This is a genomic window from Tahibacter sp., assembly GCF_032229445.1.
Lineage (GTDB): Bacteria > Pseudomonadota > Gammaproteobacteria > Xanthomonadales > Rhodanobacteraceae > Tahibacter.
In genome coordinates this window covers 1-19,810 of record NZ_JAVTWC010000005.1, presented here as the reverse complement: position 1 = coordinate 19,810, position 19,810 = coordinate 1, and the positions used below count along the sequence as shown (strand labels likewise).

Annotated in this window: 16 protein-coding genes and 1 riboswitch; of the genes, 10 read left to right on the top strand and 6 right to left on the bottom strand. The window is 66.2% G+C overall.

Annotation, left to right across the window (positions count from 1 at the left end; translation table 11 throughout):
- Nucleotides 1-433 precede the first annotated feature (433 nt).
- Nucleotides 434-1,486: a hypothetical protein gene (locus tag RUU78_RS00685; protein ID WP_313912662.1), complete on the bottom strand. Its 1,053-nt coding sequence runs from the start codon at nt 1,484-1,486 to the stop codon at nt 434-436.
- Between the two features lie 204 nt (nt 1,487-1,690).
- Here RUU78_RS00685 and RUU78_RS00680 point away from each other — a divergent pair, with 204 nt between their 5' ends.
- A complete protein-coding gene (locus RUU78_RS00680; protein ID WP_313912660.1) occupies nt 1,691-4,660 on the top strand; it encodes an EAL domain-containing protein in 2,970 nt (989 codons plus the stop codon).
- A gap of 144 nt (nt 4,661-4,804) precedes the next feature.
- Here RUU78_RS00680 and RUU78_RS00675 read toward each other — a convergent pair whose 3' ends face one another.
- Complete coding sequence (locus RUU78_RS00675) at nt 4,805-5,692, bottom strand: Hsp33 family molecular chaperone HslO (protein WP_313912658.1); 888 nt, start codon at nt 5,690-5,692, stop codon at nt 4,805-4,807.
- A 217-nt stretch (nt 5,693-5,909) separates the two neighbouring features.
- On the opposite strand from RUU78_RS00675, the gene mtgA reads away from it, so the two are divergent.
- The 6 genes from mtgA to RUU78_RS00645 all read left to right on the top strand — a co-directional run bounded on the left by mtgA (nt 5,910) and on the right by RUU78_RS00645 (nt 12,250).
- A complete protein-coding gene (mtgA, locus tag RUU78_RS00670) occupies nt 5,910-6,599 on the top strand; it encodes a monofunctional biosynthetic peptidoglycan transglycosylase (RefSeq protein ID WP_313912657.1) in 690 nt (229 codons plus the stop codon).
- Nucleotides 6,600-6,675: 76 nt separating this feature from the next.
- Nucleotides 6,676-7,629, top strand: a complete 954-nt coding sequence (locus RUU78_RS00665; RefSeq protein WP_313912655.1) for a glycosyltransferase family 2 protein — start codon at nt 6,676-6,678, stop codon at nt 7,627-7,629.
- A 222-nt stretch (nt 7,630-7,851) separates the two neighbouring features.
- The gene (locus RUU78_RS00660; RefSeq protein WP_313912654.1) at nt 7,852-10,509 is read left to right on the top strand and encodes a hypothetical protein; all 2,658 of its coding nucleotides are present in this window, start codon (nt 7,852-7,854) and stop codon (nt 10,507-10,509) included.
- 121 nt (nt 10,510-10,630) lie between these two features.
- Complete coding sequence (locus RUU78_RS00655; RefSeq protein ID WP_313912653.1) at nt 10,631-11,059, top strand: CBS domain-containing protein; 429 nt, start codon at nt 10,631-10,633, stop codon at nt 11,057-11,059.
- A gap of 95 nt (nt 11,060-11,154) precedes the next feature.
- Nucleotides 11,155-11,709: an RNA polymerase sigma factor gene (locus RUU78_RS00650; protein WP_313912652.1), complete on the top strand. Its 555-nt coding sequence runs from the start codon at nt 11,155-11,157 to the stop codon at nt 11,707-11,709.
- On the top strand, nt 11,702-12,250 hold the full coding sequence (locus RUU78_RS00645) for a hypothetical protein (protein ID WP_313912651.1): 549 nt from the start codon (nt 11,702-11,704) through the stop codon (nt 12,248-12,250). The genes RUU78_RS00650 and RUU78_RS00645 overlap by 8 nt, the downstream gene beginning before the upstream one ends.
- A gap of 167 nt (nt 12,251-12,417) precedes the next feature.
- Here the strand turns inward: RUU78_RS00645 and RUU78_RS00640 are convergent, their stop codons facing one another.
- Both RUU78_RS00640 and RUU78_RS00635 read right to left on the bottom strand, forming a co-directional pair.
- Nucleotides 12,418-14,019 carry a peptide chain release factor 3 gene (locus tag RUU78_RS00640; RefSeq protein ID WP_313912650.1) on the bottom strand — a complete coding sequence of 534 codons (1,602 nt, stop codon included), beginning with the start codon at nt 14,017-14,019 and terminating at the stop codon, nt 12,418-12,420.
- A gap of 118 nt (nt 14,020-14,137) precedes the next feature.
- Nucleotides 14,138-15,064: a M23 family metallopeptidase gene (locus RUU78_RS00635; protein WP_313912649.1), complete on the bottom strand. Its 927-nt coding sequence runs from the start codon at nt 15,062-15,064 to the stop codon at nt 14,138-14,140.
- A gap of 301 nt (nt 15,065-15,365) precedes the next feature.
- A riboswitch (SAM riboswitch) is annotated at nt 15,366-15,477 on the top strand.
- Between the two features lie 84 nt (nt 15,478-15,561).
- Between RUU78_RS00635 and RUU78_RS00630 the strand changes: the two genes are divergently transcribed.
- The 3 genes from RUU78_RS00630 to RUU78_RS00620 are packed head-to-tail and all read left to right on the top strand — an operon-like array spanning nt 15,562 to nt 18,883.
- Entirely contained in the window at nt 15,562-16,593 is a 1,032-nt protein-coding gene (locus RUU78_RS00630) for a homoserine O-succinyltransferase (RefSeq protein ID WP_313912648.1), read from the top strand.
- Nucleotides 16,594-16,610: 17 nt separating this feature from the next.
- A complete protein-coding gene (gene metB, locus RUU78_RS00625; protein ID WP_313912647.1) occupies nt 16,611-17,798 on the top strand; it encodes a cystathionine gamma-synthase in 1,188 nt (395 codons plus the stop codon).
- Entirely contained in the window at nt 17,795-18,883 is a 1,089-nt protein-coding gene (locus RUU78_RS00620; RefSeq protein ID WP_313912646.1) for a homoserine dehydrogenase, read from the top strand. The genes metB and RUU78_RS00620 overlap by 4 nt, the downstream gene beginning before the upstream one ends.
- 16 nt (nt 18,884-18,899) lie before the next feature.
- On the opposite strand, the gene RUU78_RS00615 is transcribed toward RUU78_RS00620, so the two are convergent.
- Nucleotides 18,900-19,283 carry a hypothetical protein gene (locus RUU78_RS00615; RefSeq protein WP_313912645.1) on the bottom strand — a complete coding sequence of 128 codons (384 nt, stop codon included), beginning with the start codon at nt 19,281-19,283 and terminating at the stop codon, nt 18,900-18,902.
- A 103-nt stretch (nt 19,284-19,386) separates the two neighbouring features.
- Nucleotides 19,387-19,810: helix-turn-helix domain-containing protein (locus tag RUU78_RS00610; protein WP_313912644.1), on the bottom strand; the 424-nt coding region annotated here is incomplete at its 5' end.

The following is a 19,810-nucleotide window of genomic DNA, read 5'->3' as shown; positions in this document are numbered from 1 at the left end:
CCAAGGTTTTTATCTGCCTAAGCCTCGGCAGCGGCCGATACTAACAACATTCGCAACGAGTGGGAATCCCTGTTGCTTATTTACAACAAGATTGTGGCTGGGGTGCCCAGGGGGTGGTTATATTCATGATTTAAAATGAAAAAAAAATGACAAAATGCATCATTTTATGCATTTTTCGCCCCTCTGCGAGAGGGTGGAAATTGCGCCTGTACGTTGCCGGAAAGCTGAATGTCCGGACTCAAACGTTAAAAAGGGGGTTAACAGGAATATCACGAGAGGGGCTGGCGGCGACGCTTTTCAAAGCGAATTCTTAACGCCGCCTCCTTGGCGAGGGCGTCTTGAGTTCTACCGGGAGAGGGCGGATCGGGCCGGTGGCGCTCGATCAGGTGCGGCAAGGCGATGACGGATCGGCCGAAGGCCTCCGCGCGCCGGCTCAGAGATCTTGCTGGTACTGCACGTAGGGCGTTCGAGCCTGGCTGTTGGCTTCGCTGCCGGTCAGCGGCGGGCTGGTCAGAACATTCTGCGCACCGATGCTGAGCTCAGCCTGCCACGGGGTATGCCAGGTCAGACCGAGATCGATGCCGGTCCAGCGTTGCGAGTCGGTGCTGAGCGCGCTGCGCAGCGGGCTGTAGATACGGCCGGTGATGCTGGCGCTGACCGACTCGCTGCCAAGGCCAAGGCTCACCGCCTTCTGTTGCCATAGCGGGCGGCTGCCGGCGAGGTCGGGGCTCAGGCGAATTCGGCCTATGCTTGCGCCGAGATCAATGCTCTGGTTGCTGCCGAAATACCAACTGCCGCGTGCGCCAAACTGGGCGGAGTCGCTGAAGCGTCCAAGACTGTGGGCGGGAATCACGAGGCGCGGCAGGTTGCTGTTGCCGGGTACCGCCACAGCGGGCAGGGCCGAGCTCAGAGCCGGTACCAGGCTGCGCGGCAGCGCCGGTTCCAGCCAGCTCAGGGCCAGGCCCAGGTCGATGCCGAAATCGGTGCCGGCCCAGCTGGCTCCCAGATTGCCGGCATACCAGTGGCCGCTGGTCTGGCGTTGGCGGCTGCAATCGGGTGTCGCGACGTTGAGGTAGCTGCCGGCAGCCAGGCAGTCCAGTGCGAGCGAAGGCTCCGACAAGGTCAGCGGAGCCAGCGAAACGCCTCCGTGCAGATTGGTCTGGTCGCCCAGGCGTACGCCGAGGCGGCCATCGAACAGTGAGGTTGCGTCGATCAGGCGCCAGTCCAGCGCACTGCCGACCTGCGGCGAGGCCGGTGCGATCGGCGACAGCGGCATGCTGGACTGCGCAACCGCGACGAGCACACGTCCGTCGGGGGTGCTCCACATCGGCACCAGGCGCGTACTTTCCGGGTTCGGGCCGCTGGCCAAGAGACTGTCCAGCATGGCTTTCTGGCCAGCGTCATCAGCTTCCGGCACGATGTACTGTGCCGATGCCGCCAAAGGCAGCAGGACAGTCAACGCGGCGGTGGCGAGAAGCTTGCGCATGGATTCAGGCGTGGTCAGGTCAGCAATCGGACTGGACAGGGGGATTTCAAGTTCAACGGCGTCGCGCGGGTTTCGGGCCGAGTTTACAAAAAAGTAACGCGAAATGCTTGCGTTGCGTCACCAATCCGAACCAATTCCGCGCATCCCGGCAATATCGCTACACTGCGGCAGCCCAGCCGAGCCGTTCCCGAGGTTGTGTCGCGCATGCCCAGTTCCAAGACTTCTCCCTACGCGCGTACGCGTCCTGACAGCGACCTGGCGGATGCCGCGTTGCAGGTACTGCTGCGCGCCGTTGGTTGGCACGACGTTGGGCAGGCCGGCGTCGCCTTGTGCTCGGCGCTGCTGGGCGAGGGGGAATTCCGCCTTGTGGACAGTGCCGCGGCCGCCGTGCTGATGGCGCGTCATGTCGCCAACCGCGCCGAAGGTCGGTCGTCGGCGTTGCTGGTTCCGCCGATCGTGCTGATCGACCAGGATGCGCGACAGGTGCGCGTGCTGCAGCCGCTGGGTATTCCCGAAGCCACTACCGGCCTGCTCGATGCGCGCGTTCCGGCCGAAGCATGGTCGAGTGCCGACTGGCACGAGAGCTGGGCACGCGCGGTCCTGTTGCTCGACGCCAAGCTGGTCAGCGTGCGCGCGGCGGAAAGCCTGCAGCAGGCGGTGGAACGTCTGGAGCGTGCCGAGCGCCTGCAGCGCGCGTTGTTCGCGATTGCCGACCAGGCGAATGCGGATCGCGACATGGCCGAAGTCATGGCCGCATTGCATCGCATCGTCGGCAGCCTGATGTACGCGGAGAATTTCTACATTGCACTGTACGAGCCTTCGCGGCATACGGTGCGGTTCCCGTATTTCGCCGACGTCGCCGATTCGGACCTGCCGGACCCGGCGCGCGAATTCTCGCTGCATGAGCTCCACGGCAGCATGACGTGGCATCTGTTGACCGGAGGCAAGGCGCTGCGGGGTTCTCCCGAGGCGCTTGGCGCCCAGGTCGAAGGCCGCATCGTCGAAGTCGGCCCGGAAAGCGTCGATTGGCTTGGGGTGCCGTTGCTGCGCGGCAATCAGGTCGTCGGTGGCATCGTGGTGCAGAGCTATCGCGAAAGCGAGCGTCTCAGCGAGCAGGATCAGGCGCTGCTCACCTACGTCGCGCAGCACATCCTCACTGCGCTCGAGCGTCGTCGCGCGCATGAAGAGCTGGAGCAGCGCGTGGCGGAACGCACCGACGCGCTGCGCGAAGCCAACCGCGTCTTGCAGCAACAGGTGCTGGAACGCCAGCGCGGCGAGCGCCTGCAGGCGGCGCTGTTCCGCATTGCGGAGCTGGCCAACACGACGGACAGCCTGGAAGAGTTCTATGCGGCCCTGCACCGTGTCGTCGGCGGTCTGCTGAATGCGCGGAATTTCTATATCGCACTGGCTTCCGACGACGGTAGCGAGCTGCGCTTCCCGTATTCGGTCGACGAGTTCGATCATGAGCGCCGCACGCGCCGGCCTGGTCTGGGTCTCACCGAATACGTGCTCAATCATGGAACGGCGCTGCTGGTGGATCGTCCGGGCATCGCTCGGCTGAGCGCCGCCGGCGATGTGGCCAGCATCGGTACGCAGTCGACCTGCTGGCTGGGTGTGCCGCTGATCTGCGCGGACAAGTCGGTTGGCGTGCTCGCGGTGCAGAGTTACTCCGAAGACTACGGCTACACGCCGCGTGACCAGGAACTGCTGACCTTCGTCTCGTACCATATTGCCAATGCGCTGGAACGCAAGCGCAATGCGGAATCGCTGAAGTCGGCCTATGCCGAACTCGAACAGCGCGTCGCCGAGCGCACCGGAGAGCTGGCCGCCGCCAACCGGGACCTGCGCGAACAGATGGCGTATCGCGAGAGCATAGAACGGCAGCTCAAGCACGAAACCCTGCACGATTCGCTGACGGGATTGCCCAACCGGACCTTGTTCCTGGAGCGGCTCGAACTGGCGCTGGATCGCTACCGGCGCGATTCGCGACGGCCATTCGCCGTGCTGTTCCTCGACCTCGACCGCTTCAAGGTCATCAACGATTCCGTCGGCCACCTCGTGGGCGACGATCTGCTCTACGAGGTCGGCGGCCGCATTGCCGGTTGTCTGGAGCCGGGTGACGTCGCTGCGCGTCTGGGGGGCGACGAGTTCGCGATCCTGCTGCACGACGTGATCGAAGCCGATAGCGCGATCAGTTTTGCCGCGCGCATCATCCATGCGCTGAATGCGCCGATCCGTCTGGGGCCGAAGGAAGTGTTCACCTCGACCTCGATCGGCATTGCCCTGTGTTCGCCGCGGTACGCCAAGGCCGAAGAACTGCTGCGCGACGCCGACGTGGCGATGTATCGCGCCAAGGCGGAAGGGCGCCACCGCTATGCCCTGTTCGATGAGCGGCTGCATCAGGAAGCGCTGCGCCTGCTCGAAGTGGAAAACGATCTGCGCCGCGCGATCGCGCGTGGTGAGCTCGAACCCTACTTCCAGCCGATCGTGCGTCTTTCCGATCGCAGCCTGGTCGGCTACGAGGCGCTGGTGCGCTGGCGTCATCCGGAACGCGGCATCCTGTTGCCCGGCGAGTTCCTCTCCGTGGCCGAAGAAAGTGGTTCGGCCGAGCAGATCGACTGGCAGATGTTCGAACGCGTCTGCGCGATCGCACCTGCGCTGACCGCGCAGGGCGGCTTCATCAGCATCAATCTGACGGCGCGGCATTTCCGCGTCAGCGATCTGGATCGCGAACTGTTCGCCATTCTCGATCACAACGGCGTGATGCCCAGCCGGATACGCATCGAGGTGACCGAACGCGCGCTGCTGGAAAATCCGGCTCAGGTAAAGCAGATCCTCGACGGCCTGCGCAAGCGCGGCATCAGCGTCGCGCTGGACGATTTCGGCACGGGCTATTCCAGCCTTAGTTACTTGCACCAGTATCCGTTGCAGGCGCTCAAGATCGACCGCTCTTTCGTGGCCGAGATGCGCCCTTATGACGACGGCAGTTCCAGCGCTGTGGTGCGCGCGATCCTCGCCATGGCCGGCTCGCTGGGCATGCAGGTGATTGCCGAGGGAATAGAGACCGAGTCGCAGCAGCAGGCGCTGGAAGCACTCGGCTGCGAGTTCGGCCAGGGCTTTCTGTTCGGTCGCCCGCAGCCGGCGGAGCACTGGTTGGGGCTGGCAGGCTGTTGAGAAACGGCCGGCCGGAGAGCGAGGGCAGGCCCTGCTTCCGCCGTTTGATCGAGAAAGGCGAGGAAGCGCCGTTCACAACGAGCCGCTGGTCCCGGACGGTGCCGTAACGCGGGCTGCGATCGCGTCAACGCGACCGCAGACCGCCTAATGCGTGCTGTCCGACCCCGGCGTTCCAGGCAAGTCGCGCAGCACCTGCTCCAGATCCACGCGATCGAAGTGGTAGCGCGTGTTGCAGAACTCGCAGGTGACTTCGACGCGGCCGTCCGGCTGCAGCGCCGCTTCGCTCTCGTCGCGGCCGAGGTTGCGCAGCACGGCGGCAACGCGATCGCGGCTGCATTGGCAGCCGAAAAACAGGCCGCGTTCGCCGGTGAGCTGCACGTTCTCTTCGTGGAACAGGCGCAGCAGCACCTGCTCGGCTGGCAACTGCAGCAGTTCCTCCTCGCTCAGCGTCGCGGCCAGATGGCGCGCGCGATTCCAGCCGTCCGGGTCGGACTCGCCGATACCTCCGCCCTGGGCCAGCGGCTGCAGGATCAAGGCCGCGGCGCGGCCGCCGCCACAGGCCAGGTGAATGCGGCTGGGCAGTTGTTCCGAGCGCTCGAAATAGCCCTCGATAAGCTGGGCGAGGGCCCGGTGCTCGACCGGAACCATGCCCTGATGGCGCTGGCCGGTGGCGGAATTGTCGATGGTGATCGCGAGCAGCGGCTCGGCGAGTTCGGTGAGATCGATCGCTTCGACCGCGCCACCGCGCCACTGTGCCAGTCCGCGCAGACGGCCATCGTCATTGCATTCGGTGTAGAGCAGGCTCAGGTCGCCCTTGGAGCGGATATGCAGCGAAAGACTGCCGCTCAGCTTGATCGTGCCGCTGAGCGCTGCCGTGGCCGCTAGGGCCTGGCCCAGCAGGCTCGCCACGGCGGGCTCGTAATCGCTGCGGCTCGCCACTTCCTGCCAGGCTTCCTCCAGCTGTACCAGCACGCCACTCACGCCGGCGCGTTCGAGCAGAAATCGATGCAGGCGGTCCTTGGGTTTGTCCACGAAAGCAGTCCTCAGCGTCAGGTCCGCCCAGGTGCGGCCGGAGCGGCGATTTTGCAAGCCGAACGATGGCCGTGGTGTGGATTGTCAGCCAGCGCGCGCGTCCGTGCACAGTCCGGCAGCGCCGCAGCGCGCTTGCTCCGCGCGCCGCGTTTCTGCGAATCTGCGCGGACTCTACTGTCAGGCTCGCGCGTTGGTCGCACGTACCCGAAAACGCGCTGTGCTGCGCTTCGTCTGGCGCTGGGGCTGGCGTCTTGCGCTGGCCTGGGTGCTGAGCAGCGTCGCGCTCGTGCTGGTTTTTCGTTTCGTGCCGGTGGGTTATTCCGGGTTCATGCTCGATCGCCAGATCTCGGCCTGGGTCGCGGGCGAACGCGATTTCCGCCTGCGTCAGCGCTGGGTGCCACTGCGCGCGGTGTCGCGCGAACTGCCGATTGCGCTGGTCGCGGCCGAAGACCAGAAATTTCCGTTGCATCATGGCTTCGATGTCGAAGCGATACGGGAAGCGATCGAGGATGCCGAAGACGGCGAGCGACTGCGCGGCGCGAGCACCATCAGCCAGCAGACCGCGAAGAATCTGTTCCTGTGGAATGGCCGCAGCTTCGTACGCAAAGGGCTCGAAGCCTATTTCACGGTGCTGATCGAGCTGTGCTGGCCCAAGCAGCGCATCGTCGAGGTCTATCTCAATGTCGCGGAGTTCGGCGACGGCATCTACGGCGCGGCCGCCGCCAGCGACGTCTATTTCCGCAAGACGCCCGGTGCGCTGACTGCCCGCGAAGCGTCGCTGCTGGCCGCGGTGCTGCCCAATCCGCGTCGCCTGCGTGTGGACAGGCCGAGCGCCTATGTGCAACGCCGCGCTGCCTGGATCGAGAGGCAGGCGCGACAGCTCGGGGGGCCGGGCTACCTCGACTGACTTCGATGTGGCCGTTTCACTCTTTCTGTCATGGTTCTCGACTAGCATCCGCCGGTTTTCCGCTGACCTCATGCCCATGAAGCAACTTGCCGTCGTCGTTCCCGCCTACAACGAAAGCGAAGGGCTGCGCGAATTCCAGCGCCGCATCGGCCTGGTGTTCGACGCGCTCGATCTGGAATGCAGTGTGCTCTATGTCGACGACGGCAGCCGCGACGACACCTGGCAGGTCATGGAGTCCCTGCGCGCGGCCGACCCGCGCGTGGCGACGCTGAAGCTAAGCCGCAATTTCGGTAAGGAACTGGCGCTGACGGCGGGGCTCGACCACGTTGACGCCGATGCGGTCGTCGTGATCGATGCGGACCTGCAGGACCAGCCCGAACTGATACCGGAATTCGTCGCGCGCTGGCGCGAAGGCTATGACGTGGTCTACGGCACGCGTTCCAACCGCGCTGGCGAAACCGTGCTCAAGAAGTTCACCTCGGCGGCGTTCTATCGTGTCATGGAAAAGTTGACCGACCTGCCGGTGCCGCGCGATACCGGCGACTTCCGCCTCATGAGCCGCCGTGTCGTCGACGCACTGAAGCTGCTGCGCGAACGCCAGCGTTTCATGAAAGGGCTGTTCACCTGGGTCGGCTTCGCACAGACCTCCGTCATCTACGATCGCGACGCGCGATTCGCTGGCGACAGCAAATGGAACTATTGGAAATTGTGGAACTTTGCGATCGAAGGCATTACCTCGTTCTCGTCGTTTCCACTGCGACTGGCGACCTACGTCGGGTTCTTTTCCGCGCTGATCGCATTCGTGTTCGGCGTCGTCGTGTTCTTCAAGGCGCTGGCTTTCGGCGACCCGGTGCGCGGTTATCCGTCGCTGATGGTGGTGGTTCTGTTTCTTGGCGGTGCCCAGCTCATGGCGTTGGGCATGATCGGCGAGTACCTCGGCCGCACGTACGTTGAATCCAAGCAACGGCCGCTGTATTTCGTCGACCGCCACCATGCGGCGACACCGGATGCGGCAAAGCGCGATGCATAGCATGGGCGGCCGGTCCATACGGTTATGGCTATTCCGTCTATAGACTCAGGGCTTTGGGCTGGGGCATCCTCCTGAGGTCCGGTTGCGCGATGAGTGCGCTCCCGGTTCCCGAGCGACGGCGCGCCAGGAGTTCGTACGCGCCGCTAACGATCCTACCGCCGCCGCGTCAGGGAAGGTATGCGTGAGCATACGCGCGGCCGGTCAGTTGCGGAGTTTCCACGCATGCCAGTTCCGTTCGCGCCCTCGCGGCTATATGTCGCCCTGGTCGCCGTTGCACTCGTCACATCCGCGTGTCAGACCAGTCCTTCGCGCAGCCTTGCCGCCAGCGAGCATGAGGAGCACGAGCAGGCCGCTCCGCCCAAGGGCGACTATTGGGCGCAGCGCGCGTCCTATCCGACCGGCGATTTCCAGCCGCTGTGGCTAGCCGAGTCGGCACGCGCGGAAAAACAGATCCGCGCTGCTGTGCCGGCCGGAGACAAGAACTACTCCCGTTCGCCCGTTTCGCCGCTGGCACTGGATCCGACCCGGTTCACCTCGCTGGGTCCCAAGCCGCTCAACGACACCGAGTTCGGTTTCGGCCATGTATCGGGCCGCGTCAACGTGATTGCGGTCGATCCGGTCGACACCACCATCGCGTATCTGGGATCCGATGGCGGCGGCGTCTGGAAAACCACGAACTGCTGCTCGGCAGCAACGACCTGGCAGATCACGACCGATGTGCCCGCGATCGCCAATGCGGCGATCGGCGACATCCACATCGATCCGAACAACCACAGCACGATCTACGCGGGCACCGGCGACCTGCGCTACGGCTCGTTCTCGTTTGGCTCGACCGGTCTGCTCAAGAGCACCGACGCGGGCGCAACCTGGAGCGTGCTCGGCGAGGCGGAGTTCGGGCCGCTGTACGGGCCCTCGGCGAACGGGTTTCCGCAGTACCAGGCGATCGGCAAGGTCATCGTCGATCCGAACGATTCGGCCAAGGTCGTCGTCGGCACCAAGACAGGCCTGTATTTCTCCTACGACGCCGGTGCGAACTGGTCGGGACCGTGCTACACCAACGCGTTCGCCAGCGGTCCGGCGGCGCAGCGCCAGGACATGACCGGCCTGATCGCGGTGGATCTGGGCACGACGACGACACTGTACGCCGCTGTCGGCACGCGCGGCACGGCGACGCCAGTACAGCCCGATCTTGCCAAGAACGGCGCGAACGGCGTCTACCAGACGGCAATGCCGTCCGCGGGCTGCCCGGCGGATGCCGCCTGGACGCTGCGCAACAGCGGCTGGCCGGCGGGCACCGGCAATGGCACGCCGACGACGACTCTCGGCCGCATCGAGTTGGCGGTCGCGCCGAGCGACAACCAGATCATGTACGCCATGGTTGCCGATGTGACCACGCGCAGCGTGAACTCGGTGCTCAAGTCCACCGATGCCGGCGTGACCTGGACACAGACCACGACGGCCAGCGGCTTCACCGGTTGCGGCAACGCCGGCACGCAGATGTGGTACGACGCCGGCCTCACGGTTTCTCCGACCGACCCGAACGTGATCTTCGCGAGTGCCGTGGACCTGTTCCGCTCGACCAACGGCGGCACCAGCTTCACCAACCTGACCTGCGGCTATTCCGGCGGTGGCACCCACGTCGACCATCACGCGCGCGCCTACGTCGGCAACGATCCGAACAAGCTGCTGATCGGCTCCGACGGCGGCGCCTATTACACCGCCAACGCGACCGCGGGTACGCCGACCATCACGCCGATCAATGACAGCCTCAATACCATCGAGTTCTATTCGGGTGACGTGACGGCGAACTTCGCGACGTCGGCGAATCCCGGTGCCAGCGGCGGCGCGCAGGACAACGGCAGCTCGGCCGCGTTGTTCGGCGCGAATCCCGGTGCGCTGCAGTGGGAGTCGACCAACAGCGGCGACGGCACCTATACGCGTATCGAGCCGCTCAATGCGCAGCGCTGGTACTACCAGTCGCAGAACGGAGCGGTGCGCGTGTCCACGACCGGGCCGTTCGGCAGTACCGTCAGTGCGAGTGGCGCATGGTCTGGCGACCGCAAGAGCTTCCTGATGCCGCTGGAGGTCTACAAGCACGGAAACCCGGCCGTGGCCAATTCGGGCTGCGCCGCTGACGTCAACGGCTGCGGCCGCATGCTGGCGGGCACCTACCGTATCTGGGAGACGCTTGCGGGCGCCGTACCCACATCGAGCTGGCAGGCCAAGACCGGCGATCTGACCAAGAACAACCTGATCCTCGGCAGCGACAATCGTTCGTACATCAATCAGATGATGTACTCCTTCACCGATCCGAGCGTCGCCATCGTCGGTACCAATGACGGCAACGTGCAGTACGTGTTCAACCTCGGCGTCGCCGGTACGAACAATGCCACGGCAGTGAACGTCACCGGCGCCAACGCGGTGCTGCCCAACCGGCCGATCCAGGATGTCGTCACCGACGCGCAGAACCCGCTCGTCGGCTATGCCGCAGTCGCGGGCTTCGACCAGAACACGCCATCCACGCCGGGCCATGTGTTTCGCGTGACCTGCACGGCGAACTGCGCGAGCTTCGTCTGGGAAAACAAGACCGGTAACCTGCCGAACATCCCGGTCAACGCCATCATGGTCAGCCCGCACGTGCCGGGCCAGGTATTCGCCGGTACCGACTGGGGTCTGTACTACACCGACAACATCAACGTCGCGAATCCGACGTGGTTCTACTTCGAAGGCCTGCCGCGCTCGATGATCTGGGATCTGGTCGTCGACCGCGGATTGACCACGCTGGTGGCCTTCACACGTTCGCGTGGCGCCTGGGCCTGGCCGCTGCCGACCAGCGGCATCGGCGACAGCATCTTCGCGAACGGTTTCGAAGTACCGTGAACCGGCAGTGACGGCCGGGCCATCCGGCCCGGTCGTCGCTGTTGCCCGCGCCGCGCGTTAGACTGGCCGCCCGGGGTGTCAAAGGCGGTTCGGTCGTCGCCGGATCGCACGCGGAGGCAGCATGCGTCAGGTCAAACATCTGCTGGAAGGCAAGGGCGGCCAGGTCTTCTCGGTCGAACCCGATCAGCCGGTTCTGCAGGCCATACAGGCCATGGCAGACCATCACGTCGGCGCGCTGCTCGTCATGCAGGGTAATGAGCTCGCCGGCATCGTTTCCGAGCGTGACTATGCCCGCAAGGTGATTCTGCTGGGCCGTTCGTCGGCCGAGACGCTTGTGTGGCAGATCATGTCGGCGCCGGTGGAAACGGTCTCGCCCGACCACTCCGTCGACGATTGCATGCGTCTGTGCACGCAGCGGCGCATTCGCCACCTGCCGGTCGTGGCGCAGGGTAAGGTCGTCGGCGTGGTCTCGATCGGCGATCTGGTCAAGGCCGTGATCGACGCGCAGGCGGAAGAACTCGCTCAGTTGCAGCGCTACATCGCGGGTTAGCCGATGCCTGCCGGTCGCGGACGGCGTCCGCGATCGATTGCCAGCACCGGCGCTTTCGCGGACGATGCGCGCCTTTCCCCGTCAGCTGGACTTTCGTGGGCCGCATCAACGACCCCAATCACGAGCGCCTGGAGCGGCTTCTGGCCGACTACGGCGCCAAACTGCGCGCGCTCGTGGCGACCCACGGCCTGGCGCGGCACGGCATCGACGCCGACGATGTCGAGCAGGAGGTCCGTATCCGCCTCTGGCGTGCGATCGAGCGTGACCGGTCTGCGGCCTTTCATGCGTCTTATATCCAGCGAGTGGTAGCCAGCACCGTGATCGACGCCCTGCGTCGCGCCCAGGTTCGAGCTACCGAGCCGCTGCCCGAGGAGTCCGAGGACGGTTTCCAGCCGTTTCCGGATCGGAATCTCGGGCCGGAGGAACGCGCCAGCGGCCATCAGCACGTCGAGAAGCTCAGAAGCTGTCTCAATGCGCTGCCGGAACGCCGGCGCCTGCCGATCAGTCTGCATCTGCAAGGCTTCGCCCTGCAGGAGATCGCGGACATCGTCGGCACTTCGGCCGAGGCAGCGCGGAAATTGGTTTCGCGCGGAATGGACGAACTGAAAGACCGTCTGCGCGAGGTAGGAGCCGGAGATTTCGATGACTGAGTCGCGCCTTTCCCAACTGTATCGCTCGTCGACCCAGCCGCAGACGCTGAGTGCACGCGCGCTGGTCGATGCGGAGACGGCCGTTCGCGCGGCCCAGGGCCGTGTGGTGCCGCACGAGCGCGAAGAAGTGGCGGCGGCCCTCGCCGGGTCTTCGGCGCACGCGGATCTGGTGCAGTTCCTGCGCGCACTCGAGCCCACATCGGCGGAGCTGGCGCAGGGTCTTGCTCGCAATGCCAAGCATGATTCGCGGGAACGCAGCCGTCGCGGCGCGCATCGGCGCATGCCGCAGCGCGGCTGGCAATGGGGAGCGGTTGCGGCAAGCCTGGTGGCGGTCATAGCGTTGTTCGTGATGCGTGACATCGGTCAGCCCCAGGGCACGCTGCAGGCGCAACTACCGCAAACCCCCGGCGGCGATGCGATTTTTGACGGTAGTCTTGATGCCTCTGTTGCCGGCCATTCGGGCGGCGATCGCATCTTCCATTCGTCCGGCGGCGATGAGGTCGTGCAGGACCGTATCTTCTCGGCGCGTTCGGGCGGCTGATACCGATACCCTTGGCGCAGTTCGCCGGCTGCATGCTTGCGAGGACAATGCCTCGTGTCCGGCCGAAGCGCCTGCCGCGTCGATGCCGCTGACCAACCTGTCGTCCGAGTGACAGCTCGCAGCCGGTGGATGGGAGGAACCCCGCTATCCAGCGGGGTTTTCTATGCTCAGGCCGCGACCGAACTCGCGTGCTCGCGTGTCGCGGCAAAGCGGATTTCCGGCCAGCGTTCCTGGGTCAGCTGCAGGTTGACCCGGCTCGGCGCCAGATAGACCAGCTCACCGGCGGCGTCGATGGCGAGGTTGTTGGCCGCCTTGTCGCGGAATTCCTCGAGCTTCTTCGCGTCCTTGGCGTGAATCCAGCGGGCCGTGCTGACGGTTATCGGCTCGAACACGCATTCCACGCCGTACTCGTCCTTGAGCCGGTAGGCGACCACGTCGAACTGCAGCACGCCGACCGCGCCGAGGATCAGGTCGTTGGACATCAGCGGCTTGAAGAACTGGGTCGCGCCTTCCTCGGACAACTGCGCCAGTCCCTTCTGCAACTGCTTCATCTTGAGCGGATCCTTCAGGCGTGCACGGCGGAACAGTTCGGGTGCGAAATTCGGGATGCCGGTGAAGCTCAGCGGCTCTCCTTCGCTGAAGGTGTCGCCGATGGAGATGGTGCCGTGATTGTGGATGCCGATCACGTCGCCCGGATATGCCTCGGCGACGATCTCGCGATCCGACGCCATGAAGGTCAGTGCATTGGCGAGCTTCATGTCCTTGCCTGTGCGCACATGGAACGATTTCATGCCTGCCTCGAAGCGGCCTGAGCAGATGCGCATGAAAGCGACGCGGTCGCGATGCATTGGATCCATGTTCGCCTGGATCTTGAACACGAAGCCTGACATTTTCTCTTCCGCCGGCGCGACCTCGCGCGTCGTCGTGCCGCGTGGCCGAGGCGAGGGCGCGTGTTCGACGAAGAAATCCAGCAGCGGCTGCACGCCGAAGTTGTTCACCGCGGAACCGAAGAACACCGGCGCGAGGCGCCCGGCGAGGTATTCGTCGAGGTCGAAGGGATGCGAGGCGCCTTCGACCAGCTCCAGTTCGTCGCGCAGTTCGCGCAGCATGTCGGCGCCCAGGCGCACCTGCAGTTCCGGGTCGTCGAGCGAGGCGAAGATCGTGGAATCCTGGCGCGTGAAATTGCGCCCCGGTTCGTACAGGTGCACCTCGCCGCTGACCAGGTGGTAGACGCCTTTCAGGCGCGAACCCATGCCGATCGGCCAGGTGATCGGCGCGCACTGGATCCTGAGCACCGACTCGACCTCGTCGAGCAGTTCGATCGGCGAGCGGCCCTCGCGGTCGAGCTTGTTGATGAAGCTCATGATCGGCGTGTCGCGCAGGCGGCAGACCTCCATGAGCTTGATCGTGCGTTCTTCCACGCCCTTGGCGCAGTCGATGACCATCAGCGCCGAGTCGACCGCGGTCAGCACGCGGTAGGTGTCTTCGCCGAAGTCCGCATGGCCCGGCGTGTCGAGCAGGTTGACGATGTGTCCCTCGTACGGGAACTGCATCACCGACGAGGTCACCGAGATGCCGCGTTCCTTCTCCAGCGCCATCCAGTCCGAGGTTGCATGGCGCGCGGCCTTGCGGCCCTTGACGCTGCCAGCCATCTGGATCGCTCCGCCGAACAGCAGCAGTTTTTCGGTCAGCGTGGTCTTGCCCGCGTCCGGATGCGAAATGATGGCAAACGTGCGGCGGCGTCGGGTTTCAGTGAGATGGTCGGACATGAGGGCGGCGCAGCGCGCCGAGGCGCGGCTGCGTGGGTCGTCTTGAAGGGGCGCGGATTATAGCCGCTGCGTGCGGTGGTCGCGCCGTCCGAGCGTAGTGTCGCGACGGGCCCTGCAGTCAGTTTCCCGCCGCCGTCGTCGAGCCAGTCGGCTGCAGGTCCAGTGGCCCGTCCCGTCCGCGCATCCGGAACGGCACCGATACCAGCTTCATGCCGCGGTTGAGCTGGACGCAGAAATGCAGGTGCGGGCCGGTGGAGAAGCCTGTGTTGCCGGACTCTCCGATCTTCTGGCCGACATAGACGTGCCGGCCAGCCTGTACGCCGACGCTTTCGGGTTTGAGGTGGGCATAGACGGCCATGCTGCCGTCGCGGTGCAGAATGCGTACGAGGTTGGCGCGGCTGGCGAACTTTTCCTTGTCGAGGCCGGCGCCGTAGTAGTCGTCCTGGACTTCCATGACGACGCCGTCGCGAGCGGCCAGGACAGGGGTGCCCTCGTCGGCGGCCGCATCGATCGCATGGCGAGACTCCTCGCTCGTATGGCTGAATGTGCCATCGAAGCCCTGATGTATGCGCACCGGGTATTCGCCGAGCGGCCAGCGGTACTCGCTGTCGTCGTGCTGCGCCTGGGGGCTGCCGGGAATGGCGCGCAGGGCCAGCTCGAAGCCGGCGGGCTGGGCCAGGTCGGTCTGCTTCAGGTTGGCCAGCACGCGCTCTTCGCGCGCCTGCATCGTCACGGTCAGCGGCAGCGGCGGATCCGTCGCGATGTTGCGCACCTCGCCGACGCTGAGCTCGATCTGCGCCGGCCCGGAGAAATGGTTGAACACGCGGGCCTGGCGCTGGCTGTCGTTGCCTTCGATGCGCAACTGCACCATCGGCGTCTGCTCGGCCTTCACGGCCGTTTCCTGCACTGGCCGGTCGGTTGCCGGCGGACGGTCGGAGAAATGCGTGACGCCTTTCTCGTCGATGAATTTGTATATTTTCTTCGCTTCCGGCGCGGTGGCGAACGACAGCAGGAAGACGGCGGCAGCGAGGGCAGGGACTTTCATCGCCCGATTGTAGGGGCTGGCAGGTCCGAGCGCACCGCCGCGGGACGGCGCAGGGGCCGGGCTTCGGACTGGCCGTCTGCGCGCGGCGGCCGGCGCCCATCCGTTGCGCGTACGGATCGTGCGAAGGCCCTGTGTCCGCCGGGCGGCCTTGCAGCGTCGCCGCGAGCGGCCTGCGGCAGGCGACGGTACACGTCCCGGCGGGCGGAGCGGCTGGTGCATTAGGCTATTTGGGTATATAGGCGTTTAGACGTCTAAACGTCCATTGACGGACGGCGGCGGACTGACTACAGTGCCGCTCCACGATCCATCGAGACCGGCTGAGGGAAAGGCCCTTGGAAGCCGGGGCAACCGACGGGAAACCGCACGGTGCCAACTCCTACGGAGGCGCAACGCGCCATGCCGAGAGATGGGTAGCAGCAATCGTCCGGGTTCCGGGCGTTTTAGCCGCGCCCGTCGCCGGTTCTCCGAGGAGCTCGATCACGAGCCCGGAGAATCGCATGAGCCTGACCAGCGCCAGTTCCTTCGCCACCTTTGACACCGCGCCGTTCGCCTACGAGACGGCGGCGTTCCTGCAGCCGATTCCGCGCCCGGCACACAGCGAAGCGGTGGTGCGCATCACGCCGAAGTACGGCCGTGGCACCGTTGCAGTCACGCTGCGCTATCTCTGGCACGGCTGCGCCGAGGCCCCGACCGTCATCGTCCAGGGCGGCATCTCGGCGAGCCGCGACGTCTGCAGTGTCGGCACGGTCGCGGGCTGGTGGGACGATCTCGTCGGCAGCGGCCGCGCGGTTGATCTGGAACACTGCCGCGTGCTCAGCATCGACTGGTTAGCCGCCGGCGATATCGACGGCGCGAGTGCCGTTTCGAGCGAAGACCAGGCCGACGCGCTGGCGGCGTTGCTCGATGCGCTCGGCATCACGCAGGCGCAGGCCTTCGTCGGTGCCTCGTACGGCGCGATGGTCGGGCTCGCGTTCGCCGCGCGCCATCCGCGGCGCGTCGGCCGCGTCGTCGCCATCAGCGGCGCGCATCGCGCGCATCCGCTCGCCACCGCGCTGCGTGCGATCCAGCGCGAGATCGTGCGCGGCGGCATCGGCCGCGGCGATGTCGCCGGCGCGTTGGGACTCGCGCGCCAGCTCGCCATGACGACGTACCGCGGCGCCGAGGAATTCGCCGAGCGCTTCGACGCCGAACCCGAATTCCGCGAGGGCCGCTTCCACTTTCCCGTCGAGGACTATCTGGTCGCGGCCGGCCGGAAGTTCGTCGCGCGCTTCGATGCGGAGCGCTACCTGAGCCTGTCCGAATCAATCGATCTGCACCGCCTCGACGCAGCGGCCGTGCGCGTGCCCTGCGAAATCGTTGCGGTCAGCAGCGACCGGCTCGTGCCCAGTGCCGACCTGCGCGCGCTGGCCGATGGTCTCGGCGCCGCCGCGCGCTTCCACGAGATCGACTCGTGCTACGGCCACGACGCCTTCCTCAAGGAGACCCGGCGCATCTCCGCGCTGGTTGCCGCCGCCCTTTCCTGTTGTTGAACGCAAGGATAGTCATCATGAGTGACCTGACCGCCACGACCCGCGCCGTCCGCGCCGGCATCGAATCCGACACCCAGCACGGAGCCGTGGTGCCGGCGCTGCACCTGTCGACCAACTACACCTTCGCCGGCTTCGGCCAGAAGCGCGCCTACGATTACTCGCGCAGTGGCAATCCGACGCGCGACCTGCTCGGCAACGCGCTGGCCGAGCTCGAACTCGGCGCCGGGGCGGTGGTCACGGCCAGTGGCATGGCGGCGGTCGCGCTGGTGCTGGAGCTCGTGCCTGCCGGCGCGACCGTGATCGCGGCGCACGACTGCTACGGCGGCACCTGGCGCTTGCTCGACGCATGGCAGAAGAAAGGCCGCTTCCAGGTGCGCTTCGTCAACCTGACTGATCCGCTCGCCCTGGCGGTCGCGCTCGCCGACAAGCCGGCCCTCGTCTGGGTCGAGACGCCGTCCAATCCGCTGCTGCGCATCACCGACGTGCGCCATGTCGCGCACGCCGCGCACGCGGCCGGCGCGCTCGTCGTCGTCGACAACACCTTCCTGTCGCCGGCGCTGCAGCAGCCGATCGCGCTCGGTGCCGACATCGTCGTGCACTCGACGACGAAGTACATCAATGGCCATAGCGATGTGGTTGGCGGCGCGGTGATCGCGAAAGACGCTGCCGTCGCGCAGCAGCTGACCTGGTGGGCGAACTGCATCGGCCTCACCGGCGCGCCGTTCGACAGTTTCCTGACCCTGCGCGGGCTGCGCACGCTGGGGCCGCGGCTGCGCGCGCACCAGGAAAATGCGCAGCTGCTGGCCGAACTGCTGGACGGGCATCCCGCCGTTGCCCGAGTGTACTACCCCGGCCTGGCCGAGCACGCCGGCCATGCGCTCGCCGGGCGCCAGCAGAGCGGTTTCGGCGCGATGCTGAGTTTCGAACTCGCTGCGGACAACGACGGCATCGCCGCGTTCCTCGACGGCCTGCGCTGCTTCTCGTTGGCCGAGTCGCTGGGTGGCGTCGAAAGCCTGGTTGCGCACCCGGCTTCGATGACGCATGCGGCGATGGCCGTCGAAGCGCGCCATGCGGCCGGCATCGCCGACAATCTGCTGCGCCTTTCGGTCGGCATCGAAGACAGCGTGGATCTCCTGGCTGATGTGCGCGCCGGCCTGGCCCGTGCCGAAGCGGTGAACGCCGGCAAACAGAGGATCCGCGCATGAGCGCCCTTGCCGTGGCGGTTGCCCATCCTGCGTCGAGGGTCCAGTCCGGCGCGGCGGCGGTGGTGATGCTCGGCACTGGCCTCGTCGGCGGTGCGCTGCTGCGCCTGCTCGACGAGACAGCCGATCGGCGCCGTCCGCTGCGCCTCGTCGGCATCGCGAATTCGCGCCACAGCCTGTTCGATCCGGGCGGCATCGCACCGCCGCTGCTGGCCCGGCTCGACGCGTCGGCGAGCTGCGATCTGGATGCGGTCGCGGCCGTGCTGCTGGCCAGTGACGCGCGCGTACGCATCGTCATCGATGCCACGCCGGCTGCTGCCGTTGCGCAGCGCCACGCCCGTTGGCTTGCGCAGGGCATCCATGTCGTGACCGCGAACAAGATCGCCCAGGGCAGCCGCCTTGAGGACTGGCATGAACTGCAGCGCGCACGCCGTCATGGCGACAGCCGTTACGGTGACAGCGCCACGGTCGGCGCCGGCCTGCCGGCGCTCTCCAGCCTGCGCCGGCTGCGTCTGAGCGGCGACCGTCTGCTTGCCCTCGACGGTGTGCTGTCGGGTTCCCTGTCGTTCCTGTTCAATCGCTACGACGGCACTCGACCCTTTTCGGCACTCCTGCAGGAAGCGCGCGAACGCGGCTATACGGAACCCGATCCGCGTGCCGACCTGTCCGGCGCGGATGTCGCACGCAAGTTGCTGATCCTTGCGCGCGCCGCTGGTGTGGAACTGGAAGAGTCCGAAGTCGAGGTCGAGGGCCTGGTACCGGCGCATCTCGCGCGGCTGGACAGTGGCGAGTTCCTCAGCCGGCTCGCGGAGATCGACGCCTTCGTCGCGCAACGCTTCCGCGAAGCCGCGGCCGACGGCAAGGTGCTGCGCTATCTCGCGTCGCTGGACACGAGTGGCCGCGCCCGCGTCGGCCTGCGCGCGGTGGACAGGAGCCACCCCTGCGCGGCACTGAGCGGCGCGGACAACCTGTTTGCTTTCACGACTGAACGCTACCGCGAACGCCCGCTGGTCGTGATCGGCCCCGGCGCCGGCGCGGACGTGACGGCGCAGGGTTTGCTCGCGGACGCGCTCGACATCGCGGGGTGACGGGATCGCCGACGGCTTATCCGCGATCGAACTGCGCCAGTGTCACGTGGTGGCCGCCGGGTTCCACGACGCCGACCTCGACCGATCCGTAGAAGGTCCGGCGCCGCGGCAGGAATACGGGCGCGTCCCCCAGTGCCGTCAGTGCGGCGTCGAGATCAGACACCTCGACGAACAGCGCGGTGTCGCGTCCGATCGTCAACGAAGCACCCAGGTCATCGCTGACGGAAGCATGGCTTTGCACCATGACTTCTACCGTGCCGTGGGCAAGGATCGCGAAGCCGAGGTAGTCGCCGTGCGGCACGCTCGCCGTAACGGCGAGGCCCAGTCGGGCGAAGAACTCGCACGTGGGTTCGACGGCGGCGACCGCGAGCACGGGAGTGGAACGACGGATCAGACTCACGGCAAGACTCCTGGCAGGTACGAGGAGCCAGCATGATCGTGCGCGCAGTGCCGCGTATTGGACGAATCCGACAGCCGCATCCCCGGGTGTCGGCTACGGCGCGTCAGTCGTGTCGGGAGGCGTGTTCGCGCACGAGTTCGCTCGGGCTTGCGTCAGCGAATGCACGGACTTCGCGTATCAGATGCGATTGATCCGCGTAGCCGAGATCGGTTGCGAGCGCGGCGCAGGCTTCGCCCTCGAGCAACCGCGGCAGCAGGCGCTCGAAGCGCAGGTAGCGCAGGTGCTGTTTGGGCCGTACGCCAAGCCACGCGTCGAAACGACGTTCGAGCGTACGTTCGGTCAGTCCCCAGCGAGCGCCCAGGTCGCGGACACTTACCGGCAGGGGGCCCCGCTCGAGCGCGGCGAGTGCAGTCACGGCCTGCAGCGCGTCGGCGCTCGGTCGTGCGCGCCGCAGCGCGGTTTCGACGCTGTGCAGCCGCGCGGCGAGCGACGGCTGCCCGGCGAGACGGTCCATCAGGTCGCGCGCC

Excerpts from the sequence above, each read along its gene's own strand:
- RUU78_RS00685 (WP_313912662.1), bottom strand. The coding sequence starts at position 1,486 with ATGCGCAAGCTTCTCGCCACCGCCGCGTTGACTGTCCTGCTGCCTTTG.
- RUU78_RS00680 (WP_313912660.1), top strand. The coding sequence starts at position 1,691 with ATGCCCAGTTCCAAGACTTCTCCCTACGCGCGTACGCGTCCTGACAGC.
- RUU78_RS00665 (WP_313912655.1), top strand. The coding sequence starts at position 6,676 with ATGAAGCAACTTGCCGTCGTCGTTCCCGCCTACAACGAAAGCGAAGGG.
- RUU78_RS00660 (WP_313912654.1), top strand. The coding sequence starts at position 7,852 with ATGCCAGTTCCGTTCGCGCCCTCGCGGCTATATGTCGCCCTGGTCGCC.
- RUU78_RS00655 (WP_313912653.1), top strand. The coding sequence starts at position 10,631 with ATGCGTCAGGTCAAACATCTGCTGGAAGGCAAGGGCGGCCAGGTCTTC.
- RUU78_RS00645 (WP_313912651.1), top strand. The coding sequence starts at position 11,702 with ATGACTGAGTCGCGCCTTTCCCAACTGTATCGCTCGTCGACCCAGCCG.
- RUU78_RS00640 (WP_313912650.1), bottom strand. The coding sequence starts at position 14,019 with ATGTCCGACCATCTCACTGAAACCCGACGCCGCCGCACGTTTGCCATC.
- RUU78_RS00635 (WP_313912649.1), bottom strand. The coding sequence starts at position 15,064 with ATGAAAGTCCCTGCCCTCGCTGCCGCCGTCTTCCTGCTGTCGTTCGCC.
- RUU78_RS00630 (WP_313912648.1), top strand. The coding sequence starts at position 15,562 with ATGAGCCTGACCAGCGCCAGTTCCTTCGCCACCTTTGACACCGCGCCG.
- metB (WP_313912647.1), top strand. The coding sequence starts at position 16,611 with ATGAGTGACCTGACCGCCACGACCCGCGCCGTCCGCGCCGGCATCGAA.
- RUU78_RS00620 (WP_313912646.1), top strand. The coding sequence starts at position 17,795 with ATGAGCGCCCTTGCCGTGGCGGTTGCCCATCCTGCGTCGAGGGTCCAG.